The organism is Chitiniphilus purpureus, from assembly GCF_025642115.1.
Lineage (GTDB): Bacteria > Pseudomonadota > Gammaproteobacteria > Burkholderiales > Chitinibacteraceae > Chitiniphilus > Chitiniphilus purpureus.
This window is the reverse complement of sequence record NZ_CP106753.1, coordinates 2,512,737-2,537,656: the sequence shown is the minus strand read 5'-3', so window position 1 is coordinate 2,537,656 and position 24,920 is coordinate 2,512,737. Positions and strand designations below refer to the sequence as shown.

At 66.3% G+C, this 24,920-nt stretch carries 20 protein-coding genes; 2 read left to right on the top strand and 18 right to left on the bottom strand.

The annotated features are described in order from the left end of the window. Positions 1-44 precede the first annotated feature (44 nt). The 12 genes from astB to N8I74_RS11795 all read right to left on the bottom strand — a co-directional run bounded on the left by astB (position 45) and on the right by N8I74_RS11795 (position 11,971). Positions 45-1,391, bottom strand: coding sequence for an N-succinylarginine dihydrolase (gene astB, locus N8I74_RS11850; RefSeq protein WP_263123314.1), 1,347 nt, complete (start codon positions 1,389-1,391; stop codon positions 45-47). Positions 1,392-1,422: 31 nt separating this feature from the next. Next, positions 1,423-2,880 (bottom strand): succinylglutamate-semialdehyde dehydrogenase, encoded by a 1,458-nt coding sequence (astD, locus tag N8I74_RS11845; protein WP_263123313.1) that lies wholly within the window; start codon positions 2,878-2,880, stop codon positions 1,423-1,425. Positions 2,881-2,883: 3 nt separating this feature from the next. Further along, entirely contained in the window at positions 2,884-3,921 is a 1,038-nt protein-coding gene (gene astA / locus N8I74_RS11840; protein WP_263123312.1) for an arginine N-succinyltransferase, read from the bottom strand. Between the two features lie 406 nt (positions 3,922-4,327). Beyond that, the gene (gene rpoS / locus N8I74_RS11835; RefSeq protein ID WP_263123311.1) at positions 4,328-5,302 is read right to left on the bottom strand and encodes an RNA polymerase sigma factor RpoS; all 975 of its coding nucleotides are present in this window, start codon (positions 5,300-5,302) and stop codon (positions 4,328-4,330) included. Continuing rightward, entirely contained in the window at positions 5,299-6,312 is a 1,014-nt protein-coding gene (locus tag N8I74_RS11830) for a peptidoglycan DD-metalloendopeptidase family protein (protein WP_263123310.1), read from the bottom strand. Before N8I74_RS11830 ends, rpoS begins: the two co-directional genes overlap by 4 nt. Positions 6,313-6,369: 57 nt before the next feature. Next, positions 6,370-7,041, bottom strand: coding sequence for a protein-L-isoaspartate(D-aspartate) O-methyltransferase (locus N8I74_RS11825; protein ID WP_263123309.1), 672 nt, complete (start codon positions 7,039-7,041; stop codon positions 6,370-6,372). After that, the gene (gene surE, locus N8I74_RS11820) at positions 7,026-7,769 is read right to left on the bottom strand and encodes a 5'/3'-nucleotidase SurE (RefSeq protein WP_263123308.1); all 744 of its coding nucleotides are present in this window, start codon (positions 7,767-7,769) and stop codon (positions 7,026-7,028) included. The genes N8I74_RS11825 and surE overlap by 16 nt, the downstream gene beginning before the upstream one ends. Positions 7,770-7,906: 137 nt before the next feature. Further along, the gene (locus tag N8I74_RS11815) at positions 7,907-8,785 is read right to left on the bottom strand and encodes a DMT family transporter (RefSeq protein ID WP_263123307.1); all 879 of its coding nucleotides are present in this window, start codon (positions 8,783-8,785) and stop codon (positions 7,907-7,909) included. Positions 8,786-8,907: 122 nt separating this feature from the next. After that, a complete protein-coding gene (locus N8I74_RS11810) occupies positions 8,908-9,096 on the bottom strand; it encodes a hypothetical protein (protein WP_263123306.1) in 189 nt (62 codons plus the stop codon). An 87-nt stretch (positions 9,097-9,183) separates the two neighbouring features. After that, a complete protein-coding gene (locus tag N8I74_RS11805) occupies positions 9,184-10,260 on the bottom strand; it encodes an aromatic ring-hydroxylating oxygenase subunit alpha (protein ID WP_263123305.1) in 1,077 nt (358 codons plus the stop codon). Positions 10,261-10,624: 364 nt separating this feature from the next. Beyond that, positions 10,625-11,506 (bottom strand): 4-hydroxy-tetrahydrodipicolinate synthase, encoded by an 882-nt coding sequence (gene dapA / locus N8I74_RS11800; RefSeq protein WP_263123304.1) that lies wholly within the window; start codon positions 11,504-11,506, stop codon positions 10,625-10,627. 306 nt (positions 11,507-11,812) lie between these two features. Beyond that, positions 11,813-11,971 (bottom strand): hypothetical protein, encoded by a 159-nt coding sequence (locus N8I74_RS11795; protein ID WP_263123303.1) that lies wholly within the window; start codon positions 11,969-11,971, stop codon positions 11,813-11,815. A 357-nt stretch (positions 11,972-12,328) separates the two neighbouring features. On the opposite strand from N8I74_RS11795, the gene N8I74_RS11790 reads away from it, so the two are divergent. Further along, on the top strand, positions 12,329-13,075 hold the full coding sequence (locus tag N8I74_RS11790; RefSeq protein ID WP_263123302.1) for a sporulation protein: 747 nt from the start codon (positions 12,329-12,331) through the stop codon (positions 13,073-13,075). A 111-nt stretch (positions 13,076-13,186) separates the two neighbouring features. On the opposite strand, the gene ligA is transcribed toward N8I74_RS11790, so the two are convergent. From ligA to smc, 3 genes are all read right to left on the bottom strand, one after another. Continuing rightward, positions 13,187-15,607, bottom strand: coding sequence for an NAD-dependent DNA ligase LigA (gene ligA, locus N8I74_RS11785; protein WP_263123301.1), 2,421 nt, complete (start codon positions 15,605-15,607; stop codon positions 13,187-13,189). 74 nt (positions 15,608-15,681) lie between these two features. Further along, entirely contained in the window at positions 15,682-16,800 is a 1,119-nt protein-coding gene (locus tag N8I74_RS11780) for a cell division protein ZipA C-terminal FtsZ-binding domain-containing protein (RefSeq protein ID WP_263123300.1), read from the bottom strand. Positions 16,801-17,015: 215 nt separating this feature from the next. Further along, positions 17,016-20,498 (bottom strand): chromosome segregation protein SMC, encoded by a 3,483-nt coding sequence (gene smc / locus N8I74_RS11775; protein WP_263123299.1) that lies wholly within the window; start codon positions 20,496-20,498, stop codon positions 17,016-17,018. Positions 20,499-20,587: 89 nt separating this feature from the next. Between smc and N8I74_RS11770 the strand changes: the two genes are divergently transcribed. Continuing rightward, positions 20,588-21,721, top strand: coding sequence for a hypothetical protein (locus N8I74_RS11770; protein WP_263123298.1), 1,134 nt, complete (start codon positions 20,588-20,590; stop codon positions 21,719-21,721). 3 nt (positions 21,722-21,724) lie between these two features. Here N8I74_RS11770 and N8I74_RS11765 read toward each other — a convergent pair whose 3' ends face one another. From N8I74_RS11765 to N8I74_RS11755, 3 genes are all read right to left on the bottom strand, one after another. Continuing rightward, a complete protein-coding gene (locus N8I74_RS11765) occupies positions 21,725-23,047 on the bottom strand; it encodes a sodium-dependent transporter (protein WP_263123297.1) in 1,323 nt (440 codons plus the stop codon). Between the two features lie 243 nt (positions 23,048-23,290). Beyond that, the gene (gene apbC, locus N8I74_RS11760) at positions 23,291-24,379 is read right to left on the bottom strand and encodes an iron-sulfur cluster carrier protein ApbC (protein ID WP_263123296.1); all 1,089 of its coding nucleotides are present in this window, start codon (positions 24,377-24,379) and stop codon (positions 23,291-23,293) included. 227 nt (positions 24,380-24,606) lie between these two features. Further along, positions 24,607-24,891: a PsiF family protein gene (locus tag N8I74_RS11755; RefSeq protein ID WP_263123295.1), complete on the bottom strand. Its 285-nt coding sequence runs from the start codon at positions 24,889-24,891 to the stop codon at positions 24,607-24,609. Positions 24,892-24,920: the final 29 nt, after the last annotated feature.

Below are 24,920 nucleotides of genomic sequence, written 5' to 3'. Positions count from 1 at the left end.
GGTTCTTTGCTTGTAAAGCGGCATCCGCATCGGTGGCCGCCGATTCACAGCCCGGTGCCACCGTACTGGAACGGATAGATGCTGCCCAGCCCCAGCATCCGCGTGAGTTCGTCCAAGGCCGTGCGCACTTCCAGCAACAGCTGCGGATCCGCCAGATCGCCCTCGGTCAGACGGTCGCGATAATGGCGCATGATCCAGCTGTCCAGTTCGGCGTAGCGCTCCTCGGTCAGCCATATGCGGGGATGAACCACGGCCACATCGCTGTCGCTCAGCGCCACCCTCAGGCGCAGACAGGCAGGTCCACCGCCGTTGCGCATGCTTTGCTTCAGATCGAACAGCAACAACTCGTCGATCGGCCCGCCCGATTGCACAAGCTGTTGCAGATAGGCCCACACCGCCGGCACACCCCGGCATTCTCCGGGTACTGCCAGCCGCATCCGGCCGTTGCCCTTGTCCAGCAGCTGGCTGTTGAAAAGGTAGCTTTGCACTGCTTGGTCCACGCTGACCGCCTCGGCGGGCACTTCGATCACCCGCAGCCCCCCGCCCAGCCGGTCATCGATCGCCTGATACACCGCCTGTTGGTCGACAAACGCCTGCTCGTGGCAGAACAGTACGTCCAGATTGCCCACCGCGATCACATCGTTATGGAACACCCCGGCGTCGATCACCTGGGGCGACTGCTGCACAAACAGGGTATCCGGCGGATTCAGGCCATGCCGGCGCGCCACCGCCATGCTCGCCTCCAGCGTCTGCCGTGCCGGATAGCGCGCAGGTGCCGGCCCCGGTCCCCAGTGTCGCCGGCCATAGACGAACATCGATACGCCGGGGGCGCCGTAGGCCTTGGTGAGGCGGGTGTGGTTGGCCGCCCCCTCGTCAGCGAATGCCGGATGGGCGGGCAGCGCCGGATGCACGGCAAAGCGTGCCTCATCGCGGAACACGGCGCGCAGCGTCCGGCAGGTCTGCTCGTGCTCGATGCTGCGGTGGTACTTTTGGTGCAGGTTGGCCACGGTGAAGTGGACGCGGCCGTCGGCCGTGTCCGCCGCGGCACTGACGGTGGCGGCGTTGGCGGTCCACATGCTGGCGGCGGACGACAGCGCGCTCAGCAGATGCGGCGCAGCCTGTGCAGCGGCGGCGAGCACCTGCGGATCGCTACCCTCGAAACCCAGCTGGCGCAGCGCCCATACTGCCGGACGCTCCTGCGGCGGCAGGACACCCTGCCGGTAGCCCAGATCGGCCAGCGTCTTCATCTTGGCCAGCCCCTGCCGTGCCGCTTCGCGGGGGTTGGCCGGTTGTCCGGCATTGCCGGTGGAGGCGACATTGCCGAACGAATGCCCGCCGTAATGATGGGTCGGCCCGACAAGGCCATCGAAATTCGCTTCGCATGCGTTCATTGCCATGCTCCGTGGTCCATGCTCCGCCCCCTCATAACGTCATCCCCGGCGACAGCTGCGCCGGCAGCGCCAAAGTCTCCACTTCAAGCGAAGCGACCGGGTACGCGCAATAGTCGGCCGCGTAGTAGGCACTGGGCCGGTGATTGCCCGAGGCACCGACCCCGCCGAACGGCGCGGCGCTGGAAGCCCCGGTCAACGGCTTGTTCCAATTGACGATGCCGGCCCGCACACTGCGCCGGAACTGCAGATAGCGTTCGGGCGAATCCGAGATCAGCCCCGCAGCCAACCCGAAACGCGTGGCATTGCACCACTGCAGCGCGGTCTCGAAATCCGGATAGCGCTGGATCTGCAGCAGCGGGCCGAAATACTCCTCGTCAGGCAGGGATGACACGTCGGTCACATCGATCAGCGCCGGGGACAGCAACGCGGAGCCTTCGCGCAGACTGCGCAACGGCAGGATCGCGTGCGCCCCCAGTTCCAGCAGGCGCGCCTGTGCCTGCAGCAGCATCGCGGCAGCCTTAAGCGAAATGACGGGCCCCATGAAGGGCGCGGGCTCGGCATCCCAGCGATCGACTCGCAATGCCTGGGTGGCCTCTACCAGGCGCGCAACGAAGGCATCGCCCCAGCTGCCTTGTGGCAGCAGCAGGCGGCGTGCACAGGTGCAGCGCTGGCCGGCCGAGATAAAGCCCGACTGCAGCACATGGTGCACTGCGGCGCGCTCGTCAGCGACCGGCTCGATCAGCAGAGGATTGTTGCCCCCCATCTCCAGCGCCAGGATCTTCTGCGGCTGCCCGGCGAACTGCTGGTGCAGCTGATAACCTGTCGCCGCGCTGCCGGTGAAGAAGAGCCCGTCCAGCCCCGGGTGGGCCGCCAATGCCTGCCCGGTCGCCTGCCCGCCCTGCACCAGGTTGAGCACGCCAGCCGGCAAGCCGGCCGCCAACCATAGCTCGACGGTGCGCTGGGCAACCAGCGGCGCGAGTTCCGAGGGCTTGAACACCACACAGTTGCCGGCGATCAGCGCCGGCACGATATGGCCGTTGGGCAGATGGCCCGGAAAGTTGTAGGGACCGAATACCGCGACCACACCGTGTGGGCGGTGCCGCAACACCGCGTTGGCATCACCCTGCTGCGCTTCGCGGTAGCCGCTGCGCTCCTCGAAGGCGCGCACCGAAATCTCGACCTTGTTGACCATGGTGGCCACCTCGGTCACCGCTTCCCAGCGCGGCTTGCCAGTCTCCATGCCGATCACCGCCGCCAGTTCGGCCTGGTTCTCACGCAGCAGATCGGCAAAGCAGCGGCATACCGCAATCCGCTCGGCCGACTCGCGCATCTGCCATGCCTGGAATGCCGCGCGTGCCGCCGCCACCGCAGCATCGACCTCGCTTTCACTGGCCGCGTGGCCTTGCCAGACGGGCTCCTGGGTGACCGGATCGACTGATTGCCAGCAGGCCCCCGAACCTGGCCGCCATTGCCCGTGGATCAACAGCATCGCTTACTCCTTGATCAGCACCTTGGCCGGCGCGAGCGGCACGGCGCGTACGGTGTCGCCGCCCCCCACCTGCAGGCGGTGCAGCACCTCCGGGGTGAGCGGCAATGTGTTTTCCAACGGACGGGTCACTGCCAGCGTCGCGCGGAAATCGTCCAGGCGCCGGTTGGAAACCAGCCAGGCGCTGCCGCCCTTGGGCTCGGCTGTCACCGGCAGCACGTCGTAACAGGCGGATTTGCGCACCGCCCGCACGTCGTCGAGCGAGCACTCCAGGCTGGGGCCGGCATCGAAGATGTCCACATAACCCTGGTAACGGAACCCTTCGCTTTCCAGCAGCCGGCGCGCCGGCTTGGTGGCCGGATGCACTTCAGCAAGCGCATCCTGCGCCTGCTGCGACAGCAGGCAGGTGTAGATCGGATACTTGGGCATCAGCTCGGCGATGAACGACTTGCTACCCACGTACGAGAGGAAATCGGCACGGGCGAAATCCATCTTGAAGAAATGCCGCCCCAGGCTTTCCCAGAATGGCGAATGGCCTTGCTCATCCGATACACCGCGCATCTCGGCGATCACCCGCTCGGCAAAGCGCCCGGGAAACTCGGCCATGAACAGGAAGCGTGCCTTGGACAGCAACGCACCATTGCCATCACGGCGATAGTCGGTGAGCAGGAACAATGAGCACAGCTCGGACGAGCCGGTGAGATCGGAGGTCAGGAACAGCGTGGGCAGCTGCTTGTAGATTCCCAGCTCGCGCGAAGCATGCACCGAGAGCCCGACCCGATAGTTGTACCAGGTATCCTGCATGCCCACGGCCGCCTCGATCGCGGCGCTGCCGACGATGCGGCGATCGGCCTCGTCCTCCAGCACGAACACATAGCTGGCTTCACCAAGCTCCGGATTGCCCTCGATCGATTGCTGGCTGGCCGCAATCCGGCCGGCCAGTCGTTCGGGATCGGGTTGCAGCGTGGTCACACCGACGCCGGCTTCGCCGGCGAGCGCCAGCAACGCGTCAAGATCCTGCGTACAGATGGTTCTAAACAGCATCCGGCCGCCTCCATGGTCTGTTGCACTGTAGCAACCGCCTCCGGACCGCATCCATGCGGGCATTCCCCAGTCAACGAAGGCCGCACGTGTACTGCGATCCGGGGCGATCGGACGCTGCATCCGGTAAAGAGCGGCAACGGCGGCGGAACGTTCTGTCCACTATTGGCAATGGCACGCAGCGGCGTTGTGGCTAGGCAGCCAGCGGCATGGTGGTCAGGAGCGCGGCGGTGACTGGGGCCACCGGGGGATACATCGCCACGGCACCCCGGGGCGGCCTGCGGGGCGTGTCGTTCTGCGGTGGTGGGCGCGGCAGCACAGGCAGGGCGGGAAAGCCGTGCAAGGAAAAGGGCGTGGAACACGCCGGGGCGGCAGGGCTGGCTGGACAGCCCCCCGCCCCGGGGATGCCTTAGAGCACCACGTCTCGGGAGACCCCATAGCGGCGCAGGATACGCCGCAACTGCTCCAAGGCCTCGATCTGGATCTGCCTTACCCGTTCGCGGGTGAGATTGAGACTGGCAGCCAGGTCTTCCAGGGTACAGATCTCGTAGCCGTTCAAGCCATAGCGGCGTTCGATCACCATGCGCTGCTTGTCGTTGAGCTGCTTGAGCCACTCCTTGACGTAGCGCTCGACCTCGGCGCTCTGCAGGATGGCCTCGGGCCCGTCGTGCTGATCGTCCGGGATCGATTCGCCGATGGTCAGCATCGGATCGATGTCGAGCGGCGCATCCAGCGAGGCCACCCGCTCGTTCAGCCCCATCACCCGCCGCACATCCTCGACGCCCTTGCCGACCAGATGGGCGATGTCCTCCAGCGAGGGCTCGTGTCCGAGGCTCGCTTCCAGATGACGCTGCGCCCGCAGATAGACGTTGAGCTCCTTGATCACATGCACCGGCAGCCGGATGGTACGGCTCTGGTTCATGATCGCGCGCTCGATCGACTGCCGGATCCACCAAGTGGCGTAGGTGGAGAAGCGGAAGCCGCGCTCGGGGTCGAATTTCTCAAGCGCGTGCATCAGGCCGATGTTGCCTTCCTCGATCAGGTCCAGCAACGTCATGCCGCGGTTGATGTAGTGCTTGGCGATGTTCACGACGAGCCGCAGGTTGTGCTCGATCATCTTCTGCCGTGCTTCGAAATCGCCCTGCACCACGCGCCGGGCCAAAGCCCGTTCCTGATCCGGTGTGAGCAGCGGGCTGTGACCGATTTCATTCAGGTAGATCTGGGTCACATCCCCAGTGCTTTCGTAGCTGTATGTCGACTCGGCTTCCTCTGCGACATTACGCTCTAATTCAGCCTCACCATCTTGTTCAGCTTCATTCAGATCGAGGTCTTCCTCGCGCTCGATTACATCGTTGTCTTCCAGAATATCGATTTGATCGTTCATGGCATTTCCGTCTGGATGTATTTGGCCGGGTCAACCGGTTTGCCAAATCTGCGGATTTCAAAATGAAGCTTGACCTGATCCGTATCGCTGTCGCCCATCTCTGCGATCTTTTCGCCGCGTTTGACGACATCACCCTCCTTGACGATCAACTTGCTGTTGTGCGCATAAGCAGTCAGATACTCCTTGTCATGTTTGATGATCAACATCTTCCCGTAGCCTCGCAGACCGGCGCCCGCGTAAACCACCTTGCCAGAACCTGACGCAACAATAGGCTGACCCATTTTCCCGGCGATATCAATACCTTTTGTTTCATTCGTGAAACCTTTCGTTACCCGTCCGGCAGTCGGCCACAACCAACTGGCCGGCACACTGCCCGTCCTGTCACCATCAGGCTGCGCTTTTTCCGGGTTTTTCCCGGCATTGGCGACAGTTGAGGCCGTATTGGACGCTGGAACGGGCGCGGGTACCGGTTGTGGCTTGGATGCAACGCTCTGCCCTTCTGCGGCCGCGGCGATGCGGTTGGCGGCGTCCTTGTCATAGGGCAGGCGCATTCCCTTGGGATAGGACAGCAGCGGCACCGCAGTGCCCACCGGTGCCTTCACCGGCGTAGCAACGGGCGCAGGTGCGGCTGGCCCCGCCGGCGCCGTTGCGATCGTCCCGTCCTCTTGTAGCGGCTTGACCTCGACGCCGCCGGTGTCTGCAGGAGGCGACAACCGCAGGAGCTGCCCCACCTTGATGCCGTTCAGATCGCCCAGGTTGTTCCACGCAGCCAGCTCGCGGTAATCCAGCCCGTTGTCCAATGCAATGCGGTACAAGGTGTCGCCACGCTTGACCAGATAGCTGCCGGAAGGGACTGCGACAGGCGCGGGGGCGGGCGCTGCCGCCGGAGCGGGTGCCGGTGCGGTGCTGCGGACCGTGCCATCGACGATCGGTGCGGGGCTGCGCGGTTCGCTGGCGCAACCCGCCAGCGCTGCTGCGAAGATGGAAGCAATCCAGTACAGCCGATTCACGAAGGGGACTCCTTTTCGGGTAAAGCATGGCCGACGGACGCCGGCTTTGAGGGAAGATCAGGCTACACCAGGCAACAAAGGCACGAACCGTACCTTTTCCAGCCGGGTTTCAAGGCAGCCGTCGGCGGTGCGTTCGATCATGCGCAATTCCTGCTCGGCCACGCCGACAGGAAAGACCAAGCGTCCGCCCACCGCCAGCTGCCCGATCAAGGCTTCAGGCAGGATGGGCGCGGCAGCGGTGATCATGATGGCGTCGAACGGTGCGGCGTTGGCCCACCCCTGGCTGCCGTCGCCGTGCCGCAACCGGACGTTGCGCACCCCGAGGCCCGCCAGGCGTTCACGCGCAGCCCGCGCAAGTCCGCCCACGCGTTCGATCGAATGGACGGTATGGAAGAACTGGGCGAGCACGGTGGTCTGGTAGCCGCAACCGGTGCCGATCTCAAGGACCTTCTGCCGCCCCGACGCGCCCAGCACCAGTTCGGTCATGCGCGCGACGATATACGGCTGCGAAATGGTCTGGCTGTAACCGATGGGCAGGGATACATCGTCGTAGGCGCGATGGGCCAGCGCCTGGTCGACAAAGGCGTGCCGCGGTACTTCGGCCATCACGCCGAGCAGCGCCTCGTCGGCGATGCCGGACGCGCGCAGGCGCTCGGCCAGCCTTGCGCGCGTGCGCGCCGACGTCATGCCGCTATGCTCGGGGACATTGAAGTTCAGACGGACAGCCATGACGAAACGAACTCCAGTTGCGCATGGGCGGTCAGGTCGACCGACAGCGGCGTGACCGAGACATAGCCGTGCGCCACGGCGTGGAAATCAGTGCCTTCGCCCGCGTCAGCCGCCTCGCCGACGGCACCGACCCACCAGATGGTCTCGCCGCGCGGGTTCTGGTCGCGGATCACCGGGGCGGACTTGTGCCGCCGCCCCAGCCGCGTGGCACGGATGCCACGCAGTTCGGCATAGGGCAGATCCGGCACATTGACGTTGAGCAGCACCGCGCCACGGAACGGTTCGCGCTCGCAGCGCGCGATCAGCTCGCGTGCCACCTGCCCGGCCGTCTCGAAATGGCGTGGATTGCGCGAAGCGAGCGAGATCGCGATGGCGGGCAGGCCGAGCAGGTAGCCTTCGGTCGCGGCGGCGACGGTCCCGGAATAGATGGTGTCGTCGCCCATGTTGGCACCATGGTTGATGCCGGAGACCACCATCTGCGGCATGTCGTCCAGCATCCCTGTCGCTGCCACGTGCACGCAGTCGGTCGGCGTGCCGTTGGCATAGTAAAAGCCACTTGCGGCGCGCCGGATGGCAAGCGGGCGATCGAGCGTCAGCGAATTGCTGGCCCCGCTGCGATCACGTTCGGGCGCGCACACCGTCACCTCGTGGGACACTGCCAGCGCGTCGGCCAGCGCAGCCAGGCCAGGCGCGAAATAACCATCATCGTTGGATAGCAGGATACGCAATCGACTCTCCCAATGCCCGGGCTATTCTAGGGCGAATCGATATGCGAATGCGAGATGCGTCGGCCGGCTGCATGCGCCCGCCCCGGTCTGGCAAGGGCCCTGCGGCGGGCACAGCCCCCTCGGTTCCGGCATCGCCTTCACCCCGATCGCCGCGCGGTGCTGGCCAGCACGCCGCACAGGCCGATCAGCAGCATGCCCAGGTAGGCCGACGGCGGCAGCACGTCCGCCCAGATCAAGACACCGAACAGGGTCGAGAACGGCACGGTCAGATAGGCCAGGCTTGCCACCGCCAGCGAACGCCCCTTGCGGTAGGCGCGGGTCATGGCCAGCTGCGCACAGGTGGCGGCAAGGCTCATCCCGAGCACATTCCAGACGTTGCCTGTTGCCAGCGACGTCAGCGGCTGCGGCTGGAGCAACATGACCAGTGCGGCTCCAAGCGCCGAGATCAGCGAGAAATAGTAGACAGTGCGCCATTCCGGCTCACCGCGCCGCCCCAATTCGTGCACGTTCAGGTAGGCGATGCTGGCCAGCAGGCCCGAACCCAGGCCGATCAGCCCGGCCGGCCAGTGCGCAGCATCAAAGGTTGGACGCAGCAACAGCGCCACCCCGGCAAAACCAAGCAGCACCGCCAGCGCCTGCAGCCAGTGCGGCCATTGCCTGAGCCAGATTGCGCTGATGAGCAGCAGGAACAGCGGCGAGGTGTAGTTGAGCGTGACCGCGGTGGGCAGCGGCAGGTGGGCGATGGCGTGGAAATACAACAACAGCGCGAAGAACCCGGAGATCCCGCGCGACAGGTGCACCTTCAGTGTGGGCCCATCCACCTTCAATCCGCGCCTAGCCGGCACTGCCACGGCCAGGATGAACAGCGCGCCGGCAAGGCAACGGTAGAACACCAGCTCGGCGGAACTGAAGTCGCGGCTGCCCAGTTTGACGAACACGCCCATCACACCAAAGCAAAACCCGGCCACCACCATCCAGAACGGACCGGATTGCGACAGGCGGGACCACCAGGGCATGGGCATGCGGGAGGACGGGCAATGAAAAGAAGGCAGCACCACGCTGCCTTCAAGGGATTATCCGCGCCAGCCTGCGCGGCCAATATCAGGGAAAGCGGAACACCGTCTGCGTCTGCACCGCTTCAGAACAGGTCTTCGCTCGCCTGTTTGCGGTCTTCCAGCAATGCCTCCAGCTGCCGGCGACGGTTGACAGCAAGCTGATTGGCTCGCGCCAGCGCCTCCTTGGTCAGCACCCCCGCCTTGGCGGCGCCGGGCGCAGCTTCGCCGCGCGGCGCGGCGTCCGGTTGCTTGGCGCGGTTTCGGTCACTCATCGCAGTCCCCCTGCATGTTGTGATGGACATCATGAGTATGCGCCGCTATGCGCGCCGTGTCCCGCGCTACCGCACCTTATCCGCAGCTCATGCGCGGATCGCCTGCCCCAGCTCGCGCCGCAGGAACTGATGGAAATGGCGCATGCCGTCTTCCATCGGGCTCTGGTAGGGGCCCACCTCATTGCGCCCGGCCTTATGCAATGCGATCCGACCGGCCTCCATGCGGTCGATGATCTCCCGGTCCTCGACCGCGGTCTCGGCGTAGGCCGCCTGCTCGGCGGAGAGGAACTCCGGCTCGAAATAGGCAATGTCCTCGGGATAGTAGAACTCGACCACATTCTTGTAACTGCGCGGGCCGGTGGGGATGACGGTCGAGATCACCAGCGTGTGCGGGTACCACTCGATCATCACATTGGGGTAGTAGGTGAGCCAGATCGCGCCGTGCCGGGGCAGCCGCCCGCCGTAGTAGTTCTTCACCTGCCGATGCCATTCGGCGTAGATACGCGAGCCGGGCTTGGCAAGCGCGTTCTGTACCCCCACGGTCTGCACCGAGTACCAGTCGCCGAACTGCCAGTTCAGGTCGTCGCAGCTCACGAACTGACCAAGGCCCGGATGGAACGGTACGACGTGGTAGTCCTCAAGATAGACCTCGATGAAGGTCTTCCAATTGCCCTGGTACTCGTCCACCTGCACGCTGTGGAACACGTAGCCGGAGAAATCGAGATCCTTGGCCACACCCAGGTCCTTGAGGTGCGCCTCGATATCGTGGCCGTTGCTTTCAAACAGCAGGCCGTTCCAGCTGACCAGTTCGGTCTGCGGCAGGTGCAGACATGGGTTGGCCGGAAAATGCGGGGCGCCCAGCAACTGGCCGTGCTGGTCGTAGGTCCAGCGGTGCAACGGGCAGATGGTGTGGCTGGCATTGCCGCGCCCCGTCAGCATGGTGGCCTGGCGGTGGCGGCAGATGTTGGAAAGGAGCTTGACCCCTTGGTCGGTACGCTTCAGGTACTTGGCGCCATCGGCCATTTCCAGCACGTGATAGTCACCTGCTTCGGGCACCATCAATTCGTGGCCGATGTACTTCGGGCCGCGCTCGAACAGGCGTTCCAGCTCAAGCCGGTGGAGCTGTTCGTCGAAGTAGGCGGACACCGGCAGCTGTGTCGCCATATCCAGCTGCAACAAAGCAGCTGTAGCCAGATTGGTCATGATCCCACACCCCCTGGGCTAGAAGGTCTAAGACGTCTTGCCACTTTGTGTCACTGGACGATGGGTGGGCAAGCCATCAATGTCAAATGCCGGTACGCAGCACCGGCCCGAAAAGGGGGGGATTGTGCCCCAAGCCCCCTTCAGGGGCAAGGCGCGCCGGGCGAAAAAGCGTGCCAGGCCAGTACGTTGAAGCCGGTGCGGCGCCTTTTTGATCCTGGCAGGTGGACGAGCGGTGCGGTGGGAAGTTGCGCAGGCCGGCAAGAACGTCCGCGTAGCGGCAGGCAAACCCACCTCCACCGATGCGCCCGCATGACCGGGCTCATCATCACAGCCGATGCGTCTCCTTTGCGAATGCGGCCAGCACCGTGGCCAGACGGCTCCGGCTGGCTGGGCCGGCCGGCAGATGCGGCAGATGGACTTCGTCGGTGGTCCAGCCTTGTTGTGCCAGCGCCGCCTTGATCGCCACCGGATTGGGCTCGGCAAAGGCCGCGTGGATCAGTGGGCGCAACTGCCGATCCAGCATGCGTGCCCGATGCAGCTGCTGATCGCGGACCGCCTGCCACAGACGTACGAAATGACCGGCAGCCAGATGCGCCGACGCGGCGATCGCCCCATGTGCGCCCAGGCACAAGGCCGGAAACAACAAGGCATCCTCACCGCACAGCACCCGCAAAGGGGTTTCATCCAGGATGGCGGTCAGCTGGGCAAGGCTGCCGCCACCCGATTCCTTCACCGCCTGCAGCTGCGGGTGTCGCGCAAGCGTCGCCAGCGTCGGGACGTCGATATTGACACCGACCCGGTACGGAATGTTGTAGATCACGATAGGCAGGCCGGTTGCATCCGCGACCGCATGGAAGTGGCTGACGATCCCGGCCTGTGCCGGTCGCACATAGCTGGGCGCACTGACCAGAAAGCCGTCGATCCCTGCCTTGTCCCATTGCCGCACTGTGGCGACCATGGCCGCGGTGGCGCTGCCCGAGATGCCCATCAGCACCGGCACCTGCGGTCCGAGCGCCGCGCGCACGGTCTCGAACAGCGCCTGGGTATCGGACGGCGCGAGCGCGGCTGCTTCACCTGTCGTGCCATTCAACACCAGTCCGGCGATCCCGCTGCCGGCAAGATGCCGGGCCAATGCGGCGGCAGCCGGCAGATCGGGCGCGCCGGCACGCAGCGGCGTCACCATCGGAATCCAGATTCCCTCGAACATGCAAATCTCCTTGTGGTTGAGTAGACAACGTCAACCCATCGGGTCCGGCTTCAGGGAATGTTCTGGTTCAAAGACAACGTACTGGAACGGAACCCGTCGGCCATGCCGACGGGCACCAGGGCGGCCCGTCAGCGGTCCGCCGGTTTTTTCGATCCCCATGCCGCCGCGCGGCCACGTGCCTCACCCATGGCAGGGCGATGGCAGGTGAAGCGGCAAGATGCAGGCATGACGAGGGGACCGAAGTGTGGTGTAAGACAGGGCGACTATCGCATAGGGCGTTGCCTTGGACAACCGGCGCGATACCGGCTAGTCCGCGGCATCCCGCCGCAGGCTGCGTTGCAGCGCCTGACGCAATGCCTGGCGCTTGGCCTTGCTGCTCTTGTCGTGCGCGCCGGCCGTGCGTTGGCGGGCGGCCAGTGCGAACGGGTTGCGTGGCTTGTCGCTGGGCGGAAGTTTGAATTTCATGGCGACGCTCCGCAGCGGCCCGGCACACCATGCCGGCAATGCCTGAAGCCGCTGCAAAGGTTGAAGGCGGTCGGGGATGCGCTGACTGTACCGGCACAGGCGGTTGCTGCGCGACTCCGGCTTCGGGCTCCCTGGTGGACTGTGCAGCCGATTGAACGTTCCAGCGCGCCGCCACTCGATTGAGCGGGCGGCAGGCTTCGCAGGCCGCTGTTGCAACCATGCAACGACAACGGCGCATTGCCACTGGCCCCTGCCCTGTCGCACGCCGATCGCCTAATCTTGGCGCCGGTCGGCGCAGGCATGCGTCCGGATACCCGTATCGCGCCGCATAAGCGGCGCCCTCTCCAGGAGTCATCGATGTTCAAGAAACTGTTGGCCGCGCTGGGCGCCGGAGGCGCCAGCGTGGATACCCGCCTGAACAACCCCACGCTCGCACCGGGCGAGGTGCTGTCGGGTGAAGTGTTGATCCAGGGCGGCGAGGTGCCGCAGACGCTGGAACACGTCGAACTGGCGCTGATGACCGAAGTGGAAGTCGAGCACGAGCATGGCGAGCATTACAGCAACCATGTGCTTGGCACCATCAGGCTGGCCGGTCGCCAGGAAGTGCAGCCGGGTCAGCAGATCCGCCTGCCGTTCCAGTTCCAGTTGCCGCTGGAAACCCCGATCAATGATACCGCTGTGCTTGCTGCGGGCTATGTGCGCGCGCCGGTCTGGATCCACACCGACCTCGCGATCCAGAGCGCGGTGGATGCAAGCGACCGCGACTATGTGACGGTGCGGCCGACCGCACCGATGCAGCGCTTGATCCAGGCGATGAGCCAGGCAGGCTTCACCCTGTCCCGGGTCGATGTCGAGCGTGGCACGGCGCGCGCCGGCAACCGCTACAGCACGCTGGGCTGCTACCAGGAGCTGGAATTCAGGCCCAGCTACGGCAGCTGGTCCATCGCCGAGGTCGAGGTGACCTTCCTGCCCGGCCCCCACGATACCCTGGTGCTGCTGGAAATCGACCGGCGCCTGCGCGGCGACGGCTACATCACCCTGACGATGGGCGCGAACTGGGCTTCGATCAACTGGGAGGCCGAGCTGCAACGCGTGTTGCGCTGACGCCGGCAGGAGCCCGTGCCGCCGGATCGCGGCACGCACGGGCACAATGGCACCGACCGGGCCAGGACATGCAATCGATGCGCCCTGGCCGGGACGGCGGCACGCCCGCAGTCAGCCCGGTACGCCGCCGGCCAGCAGCTGCTGCAACCCGGCTTCGTCCAGCACCGACACCCCCAGTTCCTCCGCCTTGGCAAGCTTGCTGCCCGCCGCCTCGCCCGCAACCACATAGTGGGTCTTCTTCGACACACTGCCGCTCACCTTGCCGCCGGCCGCCTCGATCAGCTCGGCAGCCTGATCGCGGGTGAGCGTGGGCAGCGTGCCGGTCAGCACCAGGGTCTTGCCGGCCAGTGGCCCTGCCGCCGTCGCTGCGCTGGGCAACAGGCCATGCAAGGTCTGGCATAGCGTATCGAGCGCGTTCAGCTGGGCCCGGTGTTCCTGCTGATCGAGCCATGCCTGCAGCGCCTGGGCTGTTTCGGCAGGCAGGCCCAGCGCATCGAGCCCGGCCTGATCCAGCCGTGCCAATGCGCCCAGTGACTCAAGCTTCCCGGCCAGCTGCCTGCTGCGGGCGGCGGTCAGCTTCGGGATGGCCAACGCCACCAGCAGCGACGGTGACGGCTGCATGCCGACGCAGAACAGATGCTCACGCAACGCGGCATTCGGTGGATGCTCGTCGGCGATGGTGAGGCCGTGGGCGAGCAGCTGGTCGATGACAGCTTCGTTCCTCGGCTCGGCGAAGAATTCGGCGATGGCCTGGGCCACGGTGGCACCGACATCGGGCAGCACCTGCAGCAGGGCCGCCGGGGCGTCACGCACCAGTTGCAGGCTGCCCAACCAGTCGGCGAGGGTCTTGGCGGTCGACTCGCCGACATGGCGGATGCCCAATGCGAACAGAAAGCGCGCCAGTGTGGGCTGCTTGCTCGCGGCGATCCCTTCGAGCAAGTTCTCCGCCCAACGGGTGGCGACCCTGCCGGCCAGCACCGTCTCCGGCGTGAGCCCGTCGCGCTCGTCGGCGCGCCGCTTCATCTCCAGGAAATCCGCCAGCGTCAGCCGATAGAGATCGGCCACCGACTGCACGTAGTCGAACTCGACCAGATGGTCGATGTAGCGCTCGCCCAACCCTTCGATATCCATCATGCGGCGGCCGGCGAAATGGCGGATGGCTTCCTTGCGCTGGGCCGAGCAGATCAGCCCACCCGAGCAGCGCGCCACGGTCTCGCCCTCGACGCGCACCACGTGCGAGCCGCACACGGGGCATGCTTCGGGCAGCCGGTATGCCGGATGCAGCGGTTCCTGCGCCGCATCGAACAGATCGTGTCCCGGCGCCGGGCGGGTCGGCCGCCGTTCCAGTACCACCGACACCACCTCGGGGATCACGTCGCCGGCCCGGCGCACGATCACCGTGTCGCCGATTCGCACGTCCTTGCGCCTGACTTCGTCTTCGTTGTGCAAGGTGGCGTTGGTCACGTTGACCCCGCCGACGAACACCGGGGCAAGCCGCGCCACCGGGGTCAGCGCGCCGGTGCGCCCCACCTGCACGTCGATGGCCTCGACCACCGTCAGTGCCTCCTGCGCCGGATACTTGTGCGCCACCGCCCAGCGCGGCTCGCGCGTGCGAAAACCCAGTTCGCGCTGCAACGCCAGCGAATTGACCTTGTACACCACGCCGTCGATATCGAACGGCAGCGAGGTACGCGCCAACGCCACCTCATCGTGGAAAGCGGCCAGCGCTGCGCCGCCCGCCACGGTGGCACGTTCGGCGCAGACCGGCAGGCCGAAGCCGGCAAGCGCATCGAGCACGCCGCTGTGCGTCTGCGGCTGCGCCGGCCATGCGCTCACTTCGCCCAAGCCATAGGCAAAGAACGACAGCGGCCGACTGGCGGTGATGCCCGAATCCAGCTGGCGCAGGCTGCCGGCCGCGGCGTTGCGTGGGTTGGCGAAGGTCTTGCCGCCCGATGCGACCTGCCGTTCATTGAGCCTCTCGAAATCGGCGCGACGCATATAGACCTCGCCGCGGACTTCCAGCACGGCCGGGGCGCTGCCGTTCAGGCGTAACGGGATCTGGCGCACGGTGCGGATGTTGGCCGTCACCTCCTCGCCGGTCGCGCCGTCACCGCGGGTGGCGGCCTGCACCAGCACGCCGGCTTCGTAGCGCAGGCTGATCGCCAGACCGTCGAACTTCAGTTCCGCGGCGTATTCCACCGGCGGATCGTCCTCGGTCAGCCCCAGCTCGCGCCGTACGCTGGCGTCGAATGCCAGCGCACCGCCGGCAGTGATGTCGGTCTCGGTACGGATCGAGAGCATGGGCAGCGCGTGCCGCACCGGGTTGAACTGCGGCAGCAGCGCGCCGCCCACCCGGAGAGTCGGCGAATCGGGGGTGCGCAGTTCGGGCTGTGCGGCTTCCAACGCCTCCAGCTCCTGATAGAGCCGGTCATACTCGGCATCGGGCACGCTCGGCGCGTCCAGCACGTAGTACTCGTACCCGTATTGATGCAAAAGGCGACGCAGTTGCGCCGCCCGTCCGGTCTGATCCATCCCATCGTTCTCCTGGCCCGGCTTGCCCTCCGGGCCCTTGCATGCGCCTGGTCCGCTTGGGTGCGCCGTGTCCCTCAGGCAAACAGGCGCAACGCCGCCACCGAGCCGGGGGCGATGCCGCGGTCGTCCATGGTGGCGTAGAGCCTGGCCAATTGCCTGCGGATGTTGTCAAGGCTCGTCGCCGCAAGCGGGCGGCCGTTGTCGTCGGCGAGCACGCCGCCCAGGTTGGTGGCCAGCTGCTGCGCGAACTCGGCAAGGTAGTCGAACACCGCGAGTCCGCCGGCCACGCGCGGCACGTCGAACAGCAGCGTCAAACCGTCCGAGGTGGCGCCCAGCGGCGTCTGGTTCTGGTTGGCCAGCGTGAACAGCAGCTTGCCCGATTCGCTCTTGTAGACGAAGTTGCCGTCCGGTGCGCGCGCCAGGCCCGCCTTTTCGGCCATCAACCTGACCTTCTCCATCGGGAACGGCCGCCCGTTGCTCAACACGTTCAGGCCGATCAGCACGTCGACCGACGCGCAGAACTCGTCCAGGTCGCGCGCAGCGGCCAGTTTGGCCGAGCGCTGCGGGAAGGTGGCCACCGCATCCTGCGCATCGGCGAACTGCTGCACGGCCATGCAGAAGCTGTTGAGCTGTTCGGCGGACAGCGGGCCCTGGCGATCCACCAGTTGCAACGCGATGCGCAGCTCGGTGTATTGCGCATCGCTTGTCCCCAGCGCTTCCCAGTGTCCCGCTTCGCTCAGGCCGATCACCTCGGTGCGCTTGGTGCCTGGAAAATGCGGCACCGCCTGCGCCGGGATGCACTCACGGGCGTGCAGCTCGGCGATGAAATCCAGTGTGGGGTCGAGCAGGCTTTCAGCCAGGGCGTCGCGGTCCTGCTCGATCCCGGGCGTGCGGCGCGGCTCGGGCTGCGGCGCAGCGCGAGGCGGCGGGACCTCGAATGCCGCCGGCTCGGCCTGCGGTGCGTCGTCGTCGACCGGCAGCGCAAAGCGGGTGGGCTCGTCCAGGGCCGGCTCCAGCCGTTCGCCCGGGCGCACCATGTTGCGCGGGGTATCCAGCAGCACATCCGGCTGGTTGCGCGCAAAGGCCTGCTGGGTCTGTTTGCGGTAGCGGTACTCCTGCCACCAGTTGAAGGCGTAGACGGCGCCCACGACGGCACCGGCGACGATCAGCGATCCAAGCTGCAAATCGGTCATGGCTTCGGCTTTGGCCACCGCGGGGGGCGACCGTGGTCTAAAGGTACGGTTGCATTCAAACACAAGGCGCGGCCCGCTTCAAAGCAAGGTGCGCCGTTCCGATTCACGAGCGGCAGGCGCACGGCCTGCGCATGCCTTGCGGCCACCCGTCGCCCGCGGCCCGTTCGATGGGCTGGCAAGGCAACGGGCACGGAAGGAAAGCGTGGCATGGGAAGCTATACGGGGGCAGATTCGCGCATCGACAGCGCGGCTTCGATATCGACCGCCACCACGCGCGATACGCCCTGCTCTTGCATGGTGACGCCGACGAGCTGGCTGGCCATTTCCATGGTCAGCCGGTTGTGGCTGATGTAGAGGAACTGGGTGCGCTCGGCCATCTTCTTGACCAGATGGCAAAAACGCAGCGTATTGGCGTCGTCAAGCGGCGCATCCACTTCGTCGAGCAGGCAGAACGGCGCGGGATTGAGGCGAAACAGCGAGAATACCAGACTTAGTGCGGTCAGTGCCTTCTCGCCACCGGAGAGCAAGTGGATGGTGCTGTTCTTCTTGCCCGGTGGCTGGGCCATGATCGTCAGGCCGGCATCGAGGATTTCCTCGCCGGTGAGCACAAGCTCGGCGTGACCGCCGCCGAACAGCATCGGGAACAGTTCCTGCAGATTGGCGTTGACCGCATCGTAGGTCTCCTGCAGCAGTGCGCGCGTTTCGCGGTCGATGCGGCGGATGGCGTTCTCCAGCGTGCCGATCGCCTCGGTCAGGTCGGCCGACTGCGCCTGGAGCCAGCCCTGCCGGGTCCGTGCGGCCTCCAGTTCCTCAAGCGCGGCGAGGTTGACCGCCCCCAGGCCGCTCAACGCCTGCGAGAGCCGACCGATCTCGGCGGCAAGGCTGCTCACCTTGAGCCCCGTTCCGAGCCGCTCGCGCAGCGCCGTCTCGTCCGCCCCGGCCTCGGCCAACTCCTGGGCAAAGCGCTCGGCCGCCAGGCGCGCCTCCTGCTCCTTCAGGCGCAGGTTGCCAACCGCCTCGCGCGCCGGCTCCAGCCCGGCCTCGATACGCTGCTTGTCGCCTTCGCGCTCGCGCAACTGGCCCGTCAGGCCATTGAGTGCATCGCGTGCGGCGGCCAGCGCACGCTCTTTTTGTGCACGCGTATCCACCGCCGCCTGGAACCCCACGTCGAACTGGCCTTCGTCGACGTGCTCCAGTTCCAGCGCCAGCGCTTCCCGGCGCTCGAGCAGGCGCTGGCGCTGCTCGCCCAGGTCACCGCCGCGCCGCGCCAGCTCCGCCAGCTTCTGCTGGGCGGCCTGCACCGCAAACCGCGCCTCCTGGGCCTGGCGCTCGGCCTGACGCAGGCGACTGCGCTGCAACTCGCACGCCGATTCGGCTTCGGTGCGGGTGAGCCGGGCGTGATGCAGCGCGTCTTCGAGCGGCGCCAGCTCGTCCTCGGCCTGCAGGCGGCGCTCTTCGCAGGCAAGGCTGGCGATGGTTTCGTCTTCCAGCTGGCCATCCAGTTGCGCCAGCTCGTCCGCCAGCTGCTGCTGGCGGCGCCCCGCCTGCTGGTGCGCCTCGTCGCGCCGTGCCAGCTCACGTTCGCACTGTGCCAATTGCTGCTGTGCGGCCTGCACCTGCTGCCGCGCCACCGGCAGCATGGATTCGGCCTCCTCCAACGCCTGCGTCGCGCCGGTGAGCGTCTCCTCGGCGTCGGCCAGTGCCGGGTGCAGGGTTGCCAGCCGTTCGCGGATGGCATCGCGTTCCACGCGGCGCGCCACCATGCCGGCAAGGTGACCGTCGGCGGCGTGGTAGACGATCCCGGCGCGACCGACCAGGTGGCCATCCCGCGTCGCCAGCCGCCGGCCCGGCGGCAGCGTGGTACGACGCGCCAGCGCGTCGGCCAGCGATTCGGCGCAATCGATCCCGGCCAGCCAGTCGTCCAACGCCGCGTTGGCAGTCGCATGATCGCTGGTGACCTTGGCACGCAGGCCGTGGCCGGCAGATGCCGGCTGGGCCGGCAAGGCCAGCACCAACGGGGCCGGCGCGACGGCTTGCGGCGGCGTCTGTGCCAGCCGCGCCTGCAGGCGCGCGCCCAGCGCCGCTTCCAAGGCGGTTTCCCAACCGGCCTGCACGCGGACCACGTCGAGCAGTACGTCGGCCTGGGCAAGTTCCTGGGCGGCCAGCCATGATGCCAAGCCGTCCGCATCACCGGTCCGGGTCAGTTCACCCAGCGCCGCTTCGCGCGCCGTCAAGCCGGCCAATTCCAGCGACAGTGCCTCGCGTGCCGCACGCGCCTGCTGCTGCCGTGTCCTCGCCTGGGCCAGCCGTGCCTCGCCCTCGGCCAGTGCCAGCGCGCCTTGCTCCTGCGCCAGCGCGGCGGCGGCGCGCGTTTCGATCAGCGCTTCACGCGCCTCGTCATGCGCGGGGGCGAGCGCCGCATGCTCGGCCAGCAATCGTTGCCGGCGTTCCCGCAGTTGCGCCAGCGTGCGTTCCAGGTGTTGCGCCTGCTGGCGCGCCAACTGCACGGTATTGCGCGCGCTGGCCAGTCGTTCGCGCAGGCTGTTGAATTCGTCATCGGCCAGCCGGAGTGCCCCTTCCAGCTCGGGCAGGCGCTCGCTCTGGGCGTCCAGCGCCAGCGCGCTTTCCTCGGCGGCGTAATTGGCCTCCTCGTGCCGCGCACGCCAGATTTCCAGCTCATCGCCCGCCACGCGGTCCTGCGCGTCCAGCCGGCCCAGTTCGGCGCCGGCCTCCTGCAGTTGCTGGGTCAGACGTTCACGGGTCTGCTTCAGGTGCAGCAGCTGTTGCTCCAGCCGCGCCACCGCGGCGTTTGCGTCGTACAGCTCGCCCTGCGCCTGATGCACCGCGTCGCTGGCGGTGAAATGATCTTCGCGCAATTGCTCCAGCGCGGCTTCCAGCGCGCGCAGCTGGGCCAGCTGCGCCTCCAGCGCATTCTGCGCGGCGTCGATCTCGCGTCGCGCCGCCTCGGCATCGCGGGCCGCATCCAGCTTGCGCTGCAACGCCAGCAGGTTCTGCTTTTCGGTCACCGCCGCTTGCAGCCGGTTGTACTCGGCCGCGACTTCGGCCTGCGTCTCGAGCTTGGCGATCTGGGCACCCAGCTCCCTGGCGATGTCCTCCACCCGGGACAGGTTGTCGCGGGTGTCCGCCAGACGGGCCTCGGTCTCGCGCCGGCGCTCCTTGTACTTGGAGACCCCGGCGGCTTCTTCGAGAAAGTGCCGCAATTCCTCGGGCTTGGCTTCGATGATGCGGCTGATCATCCCCTGTTCGATGATGGCATAGCCGCCCTTGCCCACGCCGGTGCCGAGGAACAGATCGGTGATGTCACGCCGCCGCACCTGTAGGTTGTTGATGTAGTAGGACGATTCGCCCTGCCGCGTCAGCACCCGCTTGATGCTGATCTCGGCGTACTGGCTCCACTGCCCCGCGGCAAGGCCCGCGGCGTTGTCGAACACCAGTTCCACCGCCGCCCGGCTGACCGGCTTTCTGGCACCCGAGCCATTGAAGATCACGTCCTGCATCGATTCGCCGCGCAACTGCTTGGCCGATGATTCGCCCAGCACCCAGCGCACCGCATCGATCACGTTGGATTTGCCGCAGCCGTTGGGCCCGCAGATGGCCACCAGCTGGCCCGGCACGTGCACCGTGGTCGGGTCGACGAAGGACTTGAAGCCGGCAAGCTTGAGGTGGGTGAGACGCACGGGGCACGGGTCGCAAAGCGGTGGGTGCGATTCTAGCGGCCTACGCGACGATCGGCATCCACGCCGGACGACTCCGCTGCTGCTTGACAATGACATTCAGCAATGATGTCATCATTATTTCAATTGCTGAATACTATTTGACCAATATGAAAAGTTTATCGAAATACCTGGAACAGCTGGAACAGCAGCTGGCGCCGTTCTCCACCTTTGCCGGCCTGTTGGCCAAGATACTGCCGTTGCTTGGCACCTACTACCTGTTCTGCTATTTCCTGAGCGAGGATGCGCCCTTCCCCCTTGAGCTTTCGGTACTGCCCACAGTCATCCTGGCGGTCGGCCTGCTCGGTGTGGTCCTCTACCTGATCCTGGTAGGCAACCTGCTGCTGCCCAACCTGATGCTCACCGATGTGTACCGCTCCGGCTTTGCACTGCACCAGCCAAACGACCAAGCGCAGCGCCCGCTGCCCAGGCGCTACCTCCTGCACTTTGTCGTGCCCGGGCTGGTGTTCTCGGCCGGATCGTTTGTCTCGATCTACCAGAGCAGTACCAGCGACAATGGCTTCTGGATACTGCTGATGCTCGTGACGCTCGCCATCATCGCCTTGTGGCTGAGACTGCTATGCGAATCCGGCGTGAAGTTCTGGGCCCACCTGAGTGCTGTGCTCTCCTATGGGTTCCTGTTCACGGTCGGCAGCCTGTCGTTGTCACTGTTTGTGCTGCAGCAATTCCAGCCCAAGACCGTCGGGATGGCCCTGCTGTATTTCGTGCCGATGGAAATCGCCCATTGCGCGGTCGTGACATTGAGCGTCTGGCCGATATTGGATCTGGCCCGCAAAGGCGCAGCCGCAACGCCAGGTGAGGTCCCTGCGGGCGACGCCTCACCTGAGACCACGGGCTCTGCCGGCTATGGCCGCGCCTTGGCGCTGACCGCCTTCCTGCTCGCCACCACCCTGCATCCGACGCTCGCCGCCAAGCTGGGTCAGGGCGCGCTGCGGGCGTTGAAGGCAGGCGGCGGCACCCTCGCCAGCTACTGCTTCAAGGATGCCCTGCCCAAGCCGGTGGGCGACAGGCTCGGCACCAAGGACGGGCATTGCACCGGGCAGCTCTATACGGTGCTCGACGCCGGTGACAAGACCATCGTCAAGGCAAGTCAGGCTGCGCCGGTGCATTCGCTGGACGCCTCGCAGCTGATCGATCGCGCGCTGCGCCCCAAACCGCCCCGCTGAGCACTACAGCTTGTAGAGGAACACCCAGCCGATCAGCAGCGGTGCCCCGACCGCGCATACCGCCCGGAACAAGGGCAACCACCAGGGCAGCTGCGCGCCGTTGGACAATTCGCCGCGCGCGCGCGGCCAGATCGCCCAGCCCACGCAGGTGGCGGAAACCACGCCGCCGATCGGCAGCAGCAGGTTGGACGCGGTGTAGTCCATCAGCTCGAACAGGTTCAACCCGAGGAATTGCACCTCACGCCACACGCCGCCCGACAGCGCCGCCGGTATGCAGGCGAGCGCGACTGCGGCACAACACAGCAGCACGGCGCGCCGGCGCGGCACGCCGAACTCGTCGATCAGGTAGCTTGCCAGTGGTTCGAGCATCGAGACCGACGAGGTCAGCGCCGCCACCAGCAGCAGGAAGAAGAAGGCGATCGCGAACACTTGGCCGGCCGGCAGCTGCGCAAACACTGCCGGCATGGTGATGAAGGTGAGCCCAGGCCCGGCCGCAGGGTCAAGGCCAAAGGCGAACACCGCCGGCAGCACCATCAGCCCGGCCAGCAGGCATGAGCCCACTGCCAACAGCGCCACCCAGGCGGCAGCACGCGGCAGATCGGTCTCGCGGGGCACGTAGGAGCCATAGGCCACCATGGTGCCGGCCCCCACCGACAGCGAGAAGCACGCAAGGCCGAGCGCTTCGACCACGGCGCCGGGGGTGATCTGCTCCCAATCGGGTGTGACGAACCAGGACAGTCCGGCCAGCGCGCCCGGCAGCGTCAGCGCGCGCACGATCAGGATGGCCATCAGCAGGAACAGCAGTGGCATCAGCACCTTGCTCATCTGCTCGATGCCACGCTGCACGCCGAGATACACCACCACGCCGGTCAATCCCAGGAAACCGAGCGCCGCGCCCAGCGCCAGTACCGGATCGCTGCTCGCGTTGTGGAAATACACACCGAGCGCCGCGGTGTCGGTGTTCAGCACCGTGCCGCGCATTCCCTCGAACAGATAGATCAGCGTCCAACCGCCCACCACGCTGTAGAAGGACAGGATCAGGAACACACACAGCACGCTCAGCCGCGCCGCCCATGGCCAGGCGCCGCCGGCGAGCTTACGGAAGGCGCTGACTGCCGACAGGCCGGCCGCGCGGCCGATCAGCATCTCGGCCAGCAACAACGCCAGGCCGATCGAAAAGCTGAAGACCAGGTACAGGATCAGAAATGCGCCGCCGCCATTCTGCCCGGCCACGAACGGGAATTTCCAGATGGCGCCCAATCCGACGGCCGACCCCGCCGCCGCCAGGATGAAACCGATACGTGAACCCCAAGTGCCGCGTGCCATGGGCCGCCCCCGAATGCAAAAGCGCATTCTGGGCACAAGCGCTTTCCGGCGGCATCGGGATTTGCCGCAGCTTTGCGATAGGTCAAATGCATGGCTGCTGCAGCGCCAGCGCATGCCGGGCGGACGCAGACCTCAGCCATGCCACCAAGACGGTTCCGGGGTACGGCCCAGTGCCCTGCTGGGCCGCCGCCGCCATGTACGCTGCCATTGCCGGCATGCAAGCATGCAGCCGGGCCGGCGTCATCAGGTGTTGCTGATGACGATCTTGGGAAACTTGCCCGAAAAATCCTGGGCCTTGACCGCGATCCCGGCGGCCACCCTGCGCGCGATCTCGAGGTAGGCGGCGGCGATGCTGCCGTCGGGCTCGGCCACCACCGATGGGGTACCGCCGTCGGCATTGACGCGGATCGACAGATCGAGCGGCAGTTGCCCCAATAGCTCGGTACCGTAGTCGGCACACATCCTGCGCGCGCCGCCTTCGCCGAAGATGGGCTCGGCATGCCCGCAGTTGCTGCAGACATGGATGCTCATGTTCTCGACGATGCCGAGGATGGGTACGCCCACCTTCTCGAACATCTTCAGCCCCTTGCGCGCATCGAGCAGCGCGATGTCCTGTGGCGTGGTGACGATCACCGCGCCGGTGACCGGCACTTTCTGGCTGAGCGTCAGCTGGATGTCACCGGTGCCCGGTGGCAGGTCGATCAGCAGGTAGTCAAGCTCACCCCACAGGGTATCGTGCAGCAGCTGCGTGAGCGCCTGCGTGACCATGGGGCCGCGCCACACCATGGGCTGCTCGGTGTCGATCAGAAAACCGATCGACATGGTCTTGATCCCGTGGTTTTCGATCGGCTCGATGTGCTTGTTGTCCGGCGAAACCGGCTGCCGGCCGGCAACGCCGAGCATGGTCGGCAGCGACGGTCCATAGATGTCGGCATCCAACAGCCCGACCCGGGCCCCCTCGGCCGCCAGCGCCAATGCAAGGTTGGCGGCAGTGGTCGACTTGCCGACCCCGCCCTTGCCCGAAGCCACGGCGATGATGTTCCTGATGCCGGCCAGCAGCGGCACGCCCCGCTGCGCGGTATGCGCCACCACCTGGCTCGTGACGCCCACACGCACACTGTCGACCCCGGGTTCCGCCGCCAACGCCGCCTCGACTTCGGCAGCGACCGCGGCATGACGGCTGGCGGCGGGGTAGCCCAGCACGATGTCTACGCTGACTGCGCCGTTGATGTTGCTCAGATTGCGTACGCACTTGGCCGACACATAGTCGCGGCCGGTGTACGGGTCGACCAGCCGACTCAGGGCGGCAGTCAGGTTGGCATTGTCAGGCATGGCGGCTTCCTTCGGCGTCGCGGCCGGGCGGCCGAACAGGCGGAAAATCGGATTCATCGGCGGCATTGTACCGCGCCAGATGCGGCCGGCGCCCGGCGCTTTCAAGCGCGGCCCACGTCGCGGGCCGCAGACAACGCCGCGACTGGGGCAACCTGCGGTGGTCGCTGCGCTCGGCCCCTGCGTCATCGGGCCTGCCGGTACGCCGGGGCCGGATGCGGCAGGCCGGCCTATTTCTTCTTGAGGCAGTCGCTCATGAATGCCTTGCGGGCGTCGCCCTTGAGCGCCTTGGCACCGGCTTCCTTGTTGCAGTAGCCCATCTTGTCCTGCTGGTTCGCAGGCTTGGCATCCTTCTTCAGGCAGGTGCTCATGAACTGCTTGCGCGCGTCGCCCTTGAGCGCCTGTGTGCTTGCCTCCTTGTTGCAGGTGGCCATCTTGCTCTGTTGGGCGTTTTCCGCATAGGCGGTGCCGCTGGCGATGCCGGCCAGCAGCAACAGGATACAGACTCGTTTCATGCTCTCTTCTCCATGCTTGGGATGAACAG

What these genes read in the sequence shown, in the direction of transcription:
- N8I74_RS11790 (WP_263123302.1), top strand. Translation starts at nt 12,329, where the DNA reads ATGTTCAAGAAACTGTTGGCCGCGCTGGGCGCCGGAGGCGCCAGCGTG.
- N8I74_RS11810 (WP_263123306.1), bottom strand. Translation starts at nt 9,096, where the DNA reads ATGAGTGACCGAAACCGCGCCAAGCAACCGGACGCCGCGCCGCGCGGC.
- N8I74_RS11780 (WP_263123300.1), bottom strand. Translation starts at nt 16,800, where the DNA reads ATGACCGATTTGCAGCTTGGATCGCTGATCGTCGCCGGTGCCGTCGTG.
- N8I74_RS11795 (WP_263123303.1), bottom strand. Translation starts at nt 11,971, where the DNA reads ATGAAATTCAAACTTCCGCCCAGCGACAAGCCACGCAACCCGTTCGCA.
- N8I74_RS11765 (WP_263123297.1), bottom strand. Translation starts at nt 23,047, where the DNA reads ATGGCACGCGGCACTTGGGGTTCACGTATCGGTTTCATCCTGGCGGCG.
- N8I74_RS11770 (WP_263123298.1), top strand. Translation starts at nt 20,588, where the DNA reads ATGACATTCAGCAATGATGTCATCATTATTTCAATTGCTGAATACTAT.
- rpoS (WP_263123311.1), bottom strand. Translation starts at nt 5,302, where the DNA reads ATGAACGATCAAATCGATATTCTGGAAGACAACGATGTAATCGAGCGC.
- N8I74_RS11815 (WP_263123307.1), bottom strand. Translation starts at nt 8,785, where the DNA reads ATGCCCTGGTGGTCCCGCCTGTCGCAATCCGGTCCGTTCTGGATGGTG.
- apbC (WP_263123296.1), bottom strand. Translation starts at nt 24,379, where the DNA reads ATGCCTGACAATGCCAACCTGACTGCCGCCCTGAGTCGGCTGGTCGAC.
- ligA (WP_263123301.1), bottom strand. Translation starts at nt 15,607, where the DNA reads ATGGATCAGACCGGACGGGCGGCGCAACTGCGTCGCCTTTTGCATCAA.
- N8I74_RS11755 (WP_263123295.1), bottom strand. Translation starts at nt 24,891, where the DNA reads ATGAAACGAGTCTGTATCCTGTTGCTGCTGGCCGGCATCGCCAGCGGC.
- dapA (WP_263123304.1), bottom strand. Translation starts at nt 11,506, where the DNA reads ATGTTCGAGGGAATCTGGATTCCGATGGTGACGCCGCTGCGTGCCGGC.
- N8I74_RS11805 (WP_263123305.1), bottom strand. Translation starts at nt 10,260, where the DNA reads ATGGCGACACAGCTGCCGGTGTCCGCCTACTTCGACGAACAGCTCCAC.
- astB (WP_263123314.1), bottom strand. Translation starts at nt 1,391, where the DNA reads ATGAACGCATGCGAAGCGAATTTCGATGGCCTTGTCGGGCCGACCCAT.
- astD (WP_263123313.1), bottom strand. Translation starts at nt 2,880, where the DNA reads ATGCTGTTGATCCACGGGCAATGGCGGCCAGGTTCGGGGGCCTGCTGG.
- astA (WP_263123312.1), bottom strand. Translation starts at nt 3,921, where the DNA reads ATGCTGTTTAGAACCATCTGTACGCAGGATCTTGACGCGTTGCTGGCG.
- N8I74_RS11825 (WP_263123309.1), bottom strand. Translation starts at nt 7,041, where the DNA reads ATGGCTGTCCGTCTGAACTTCAATGTCCCCGAGCATAGCGGCATGACG.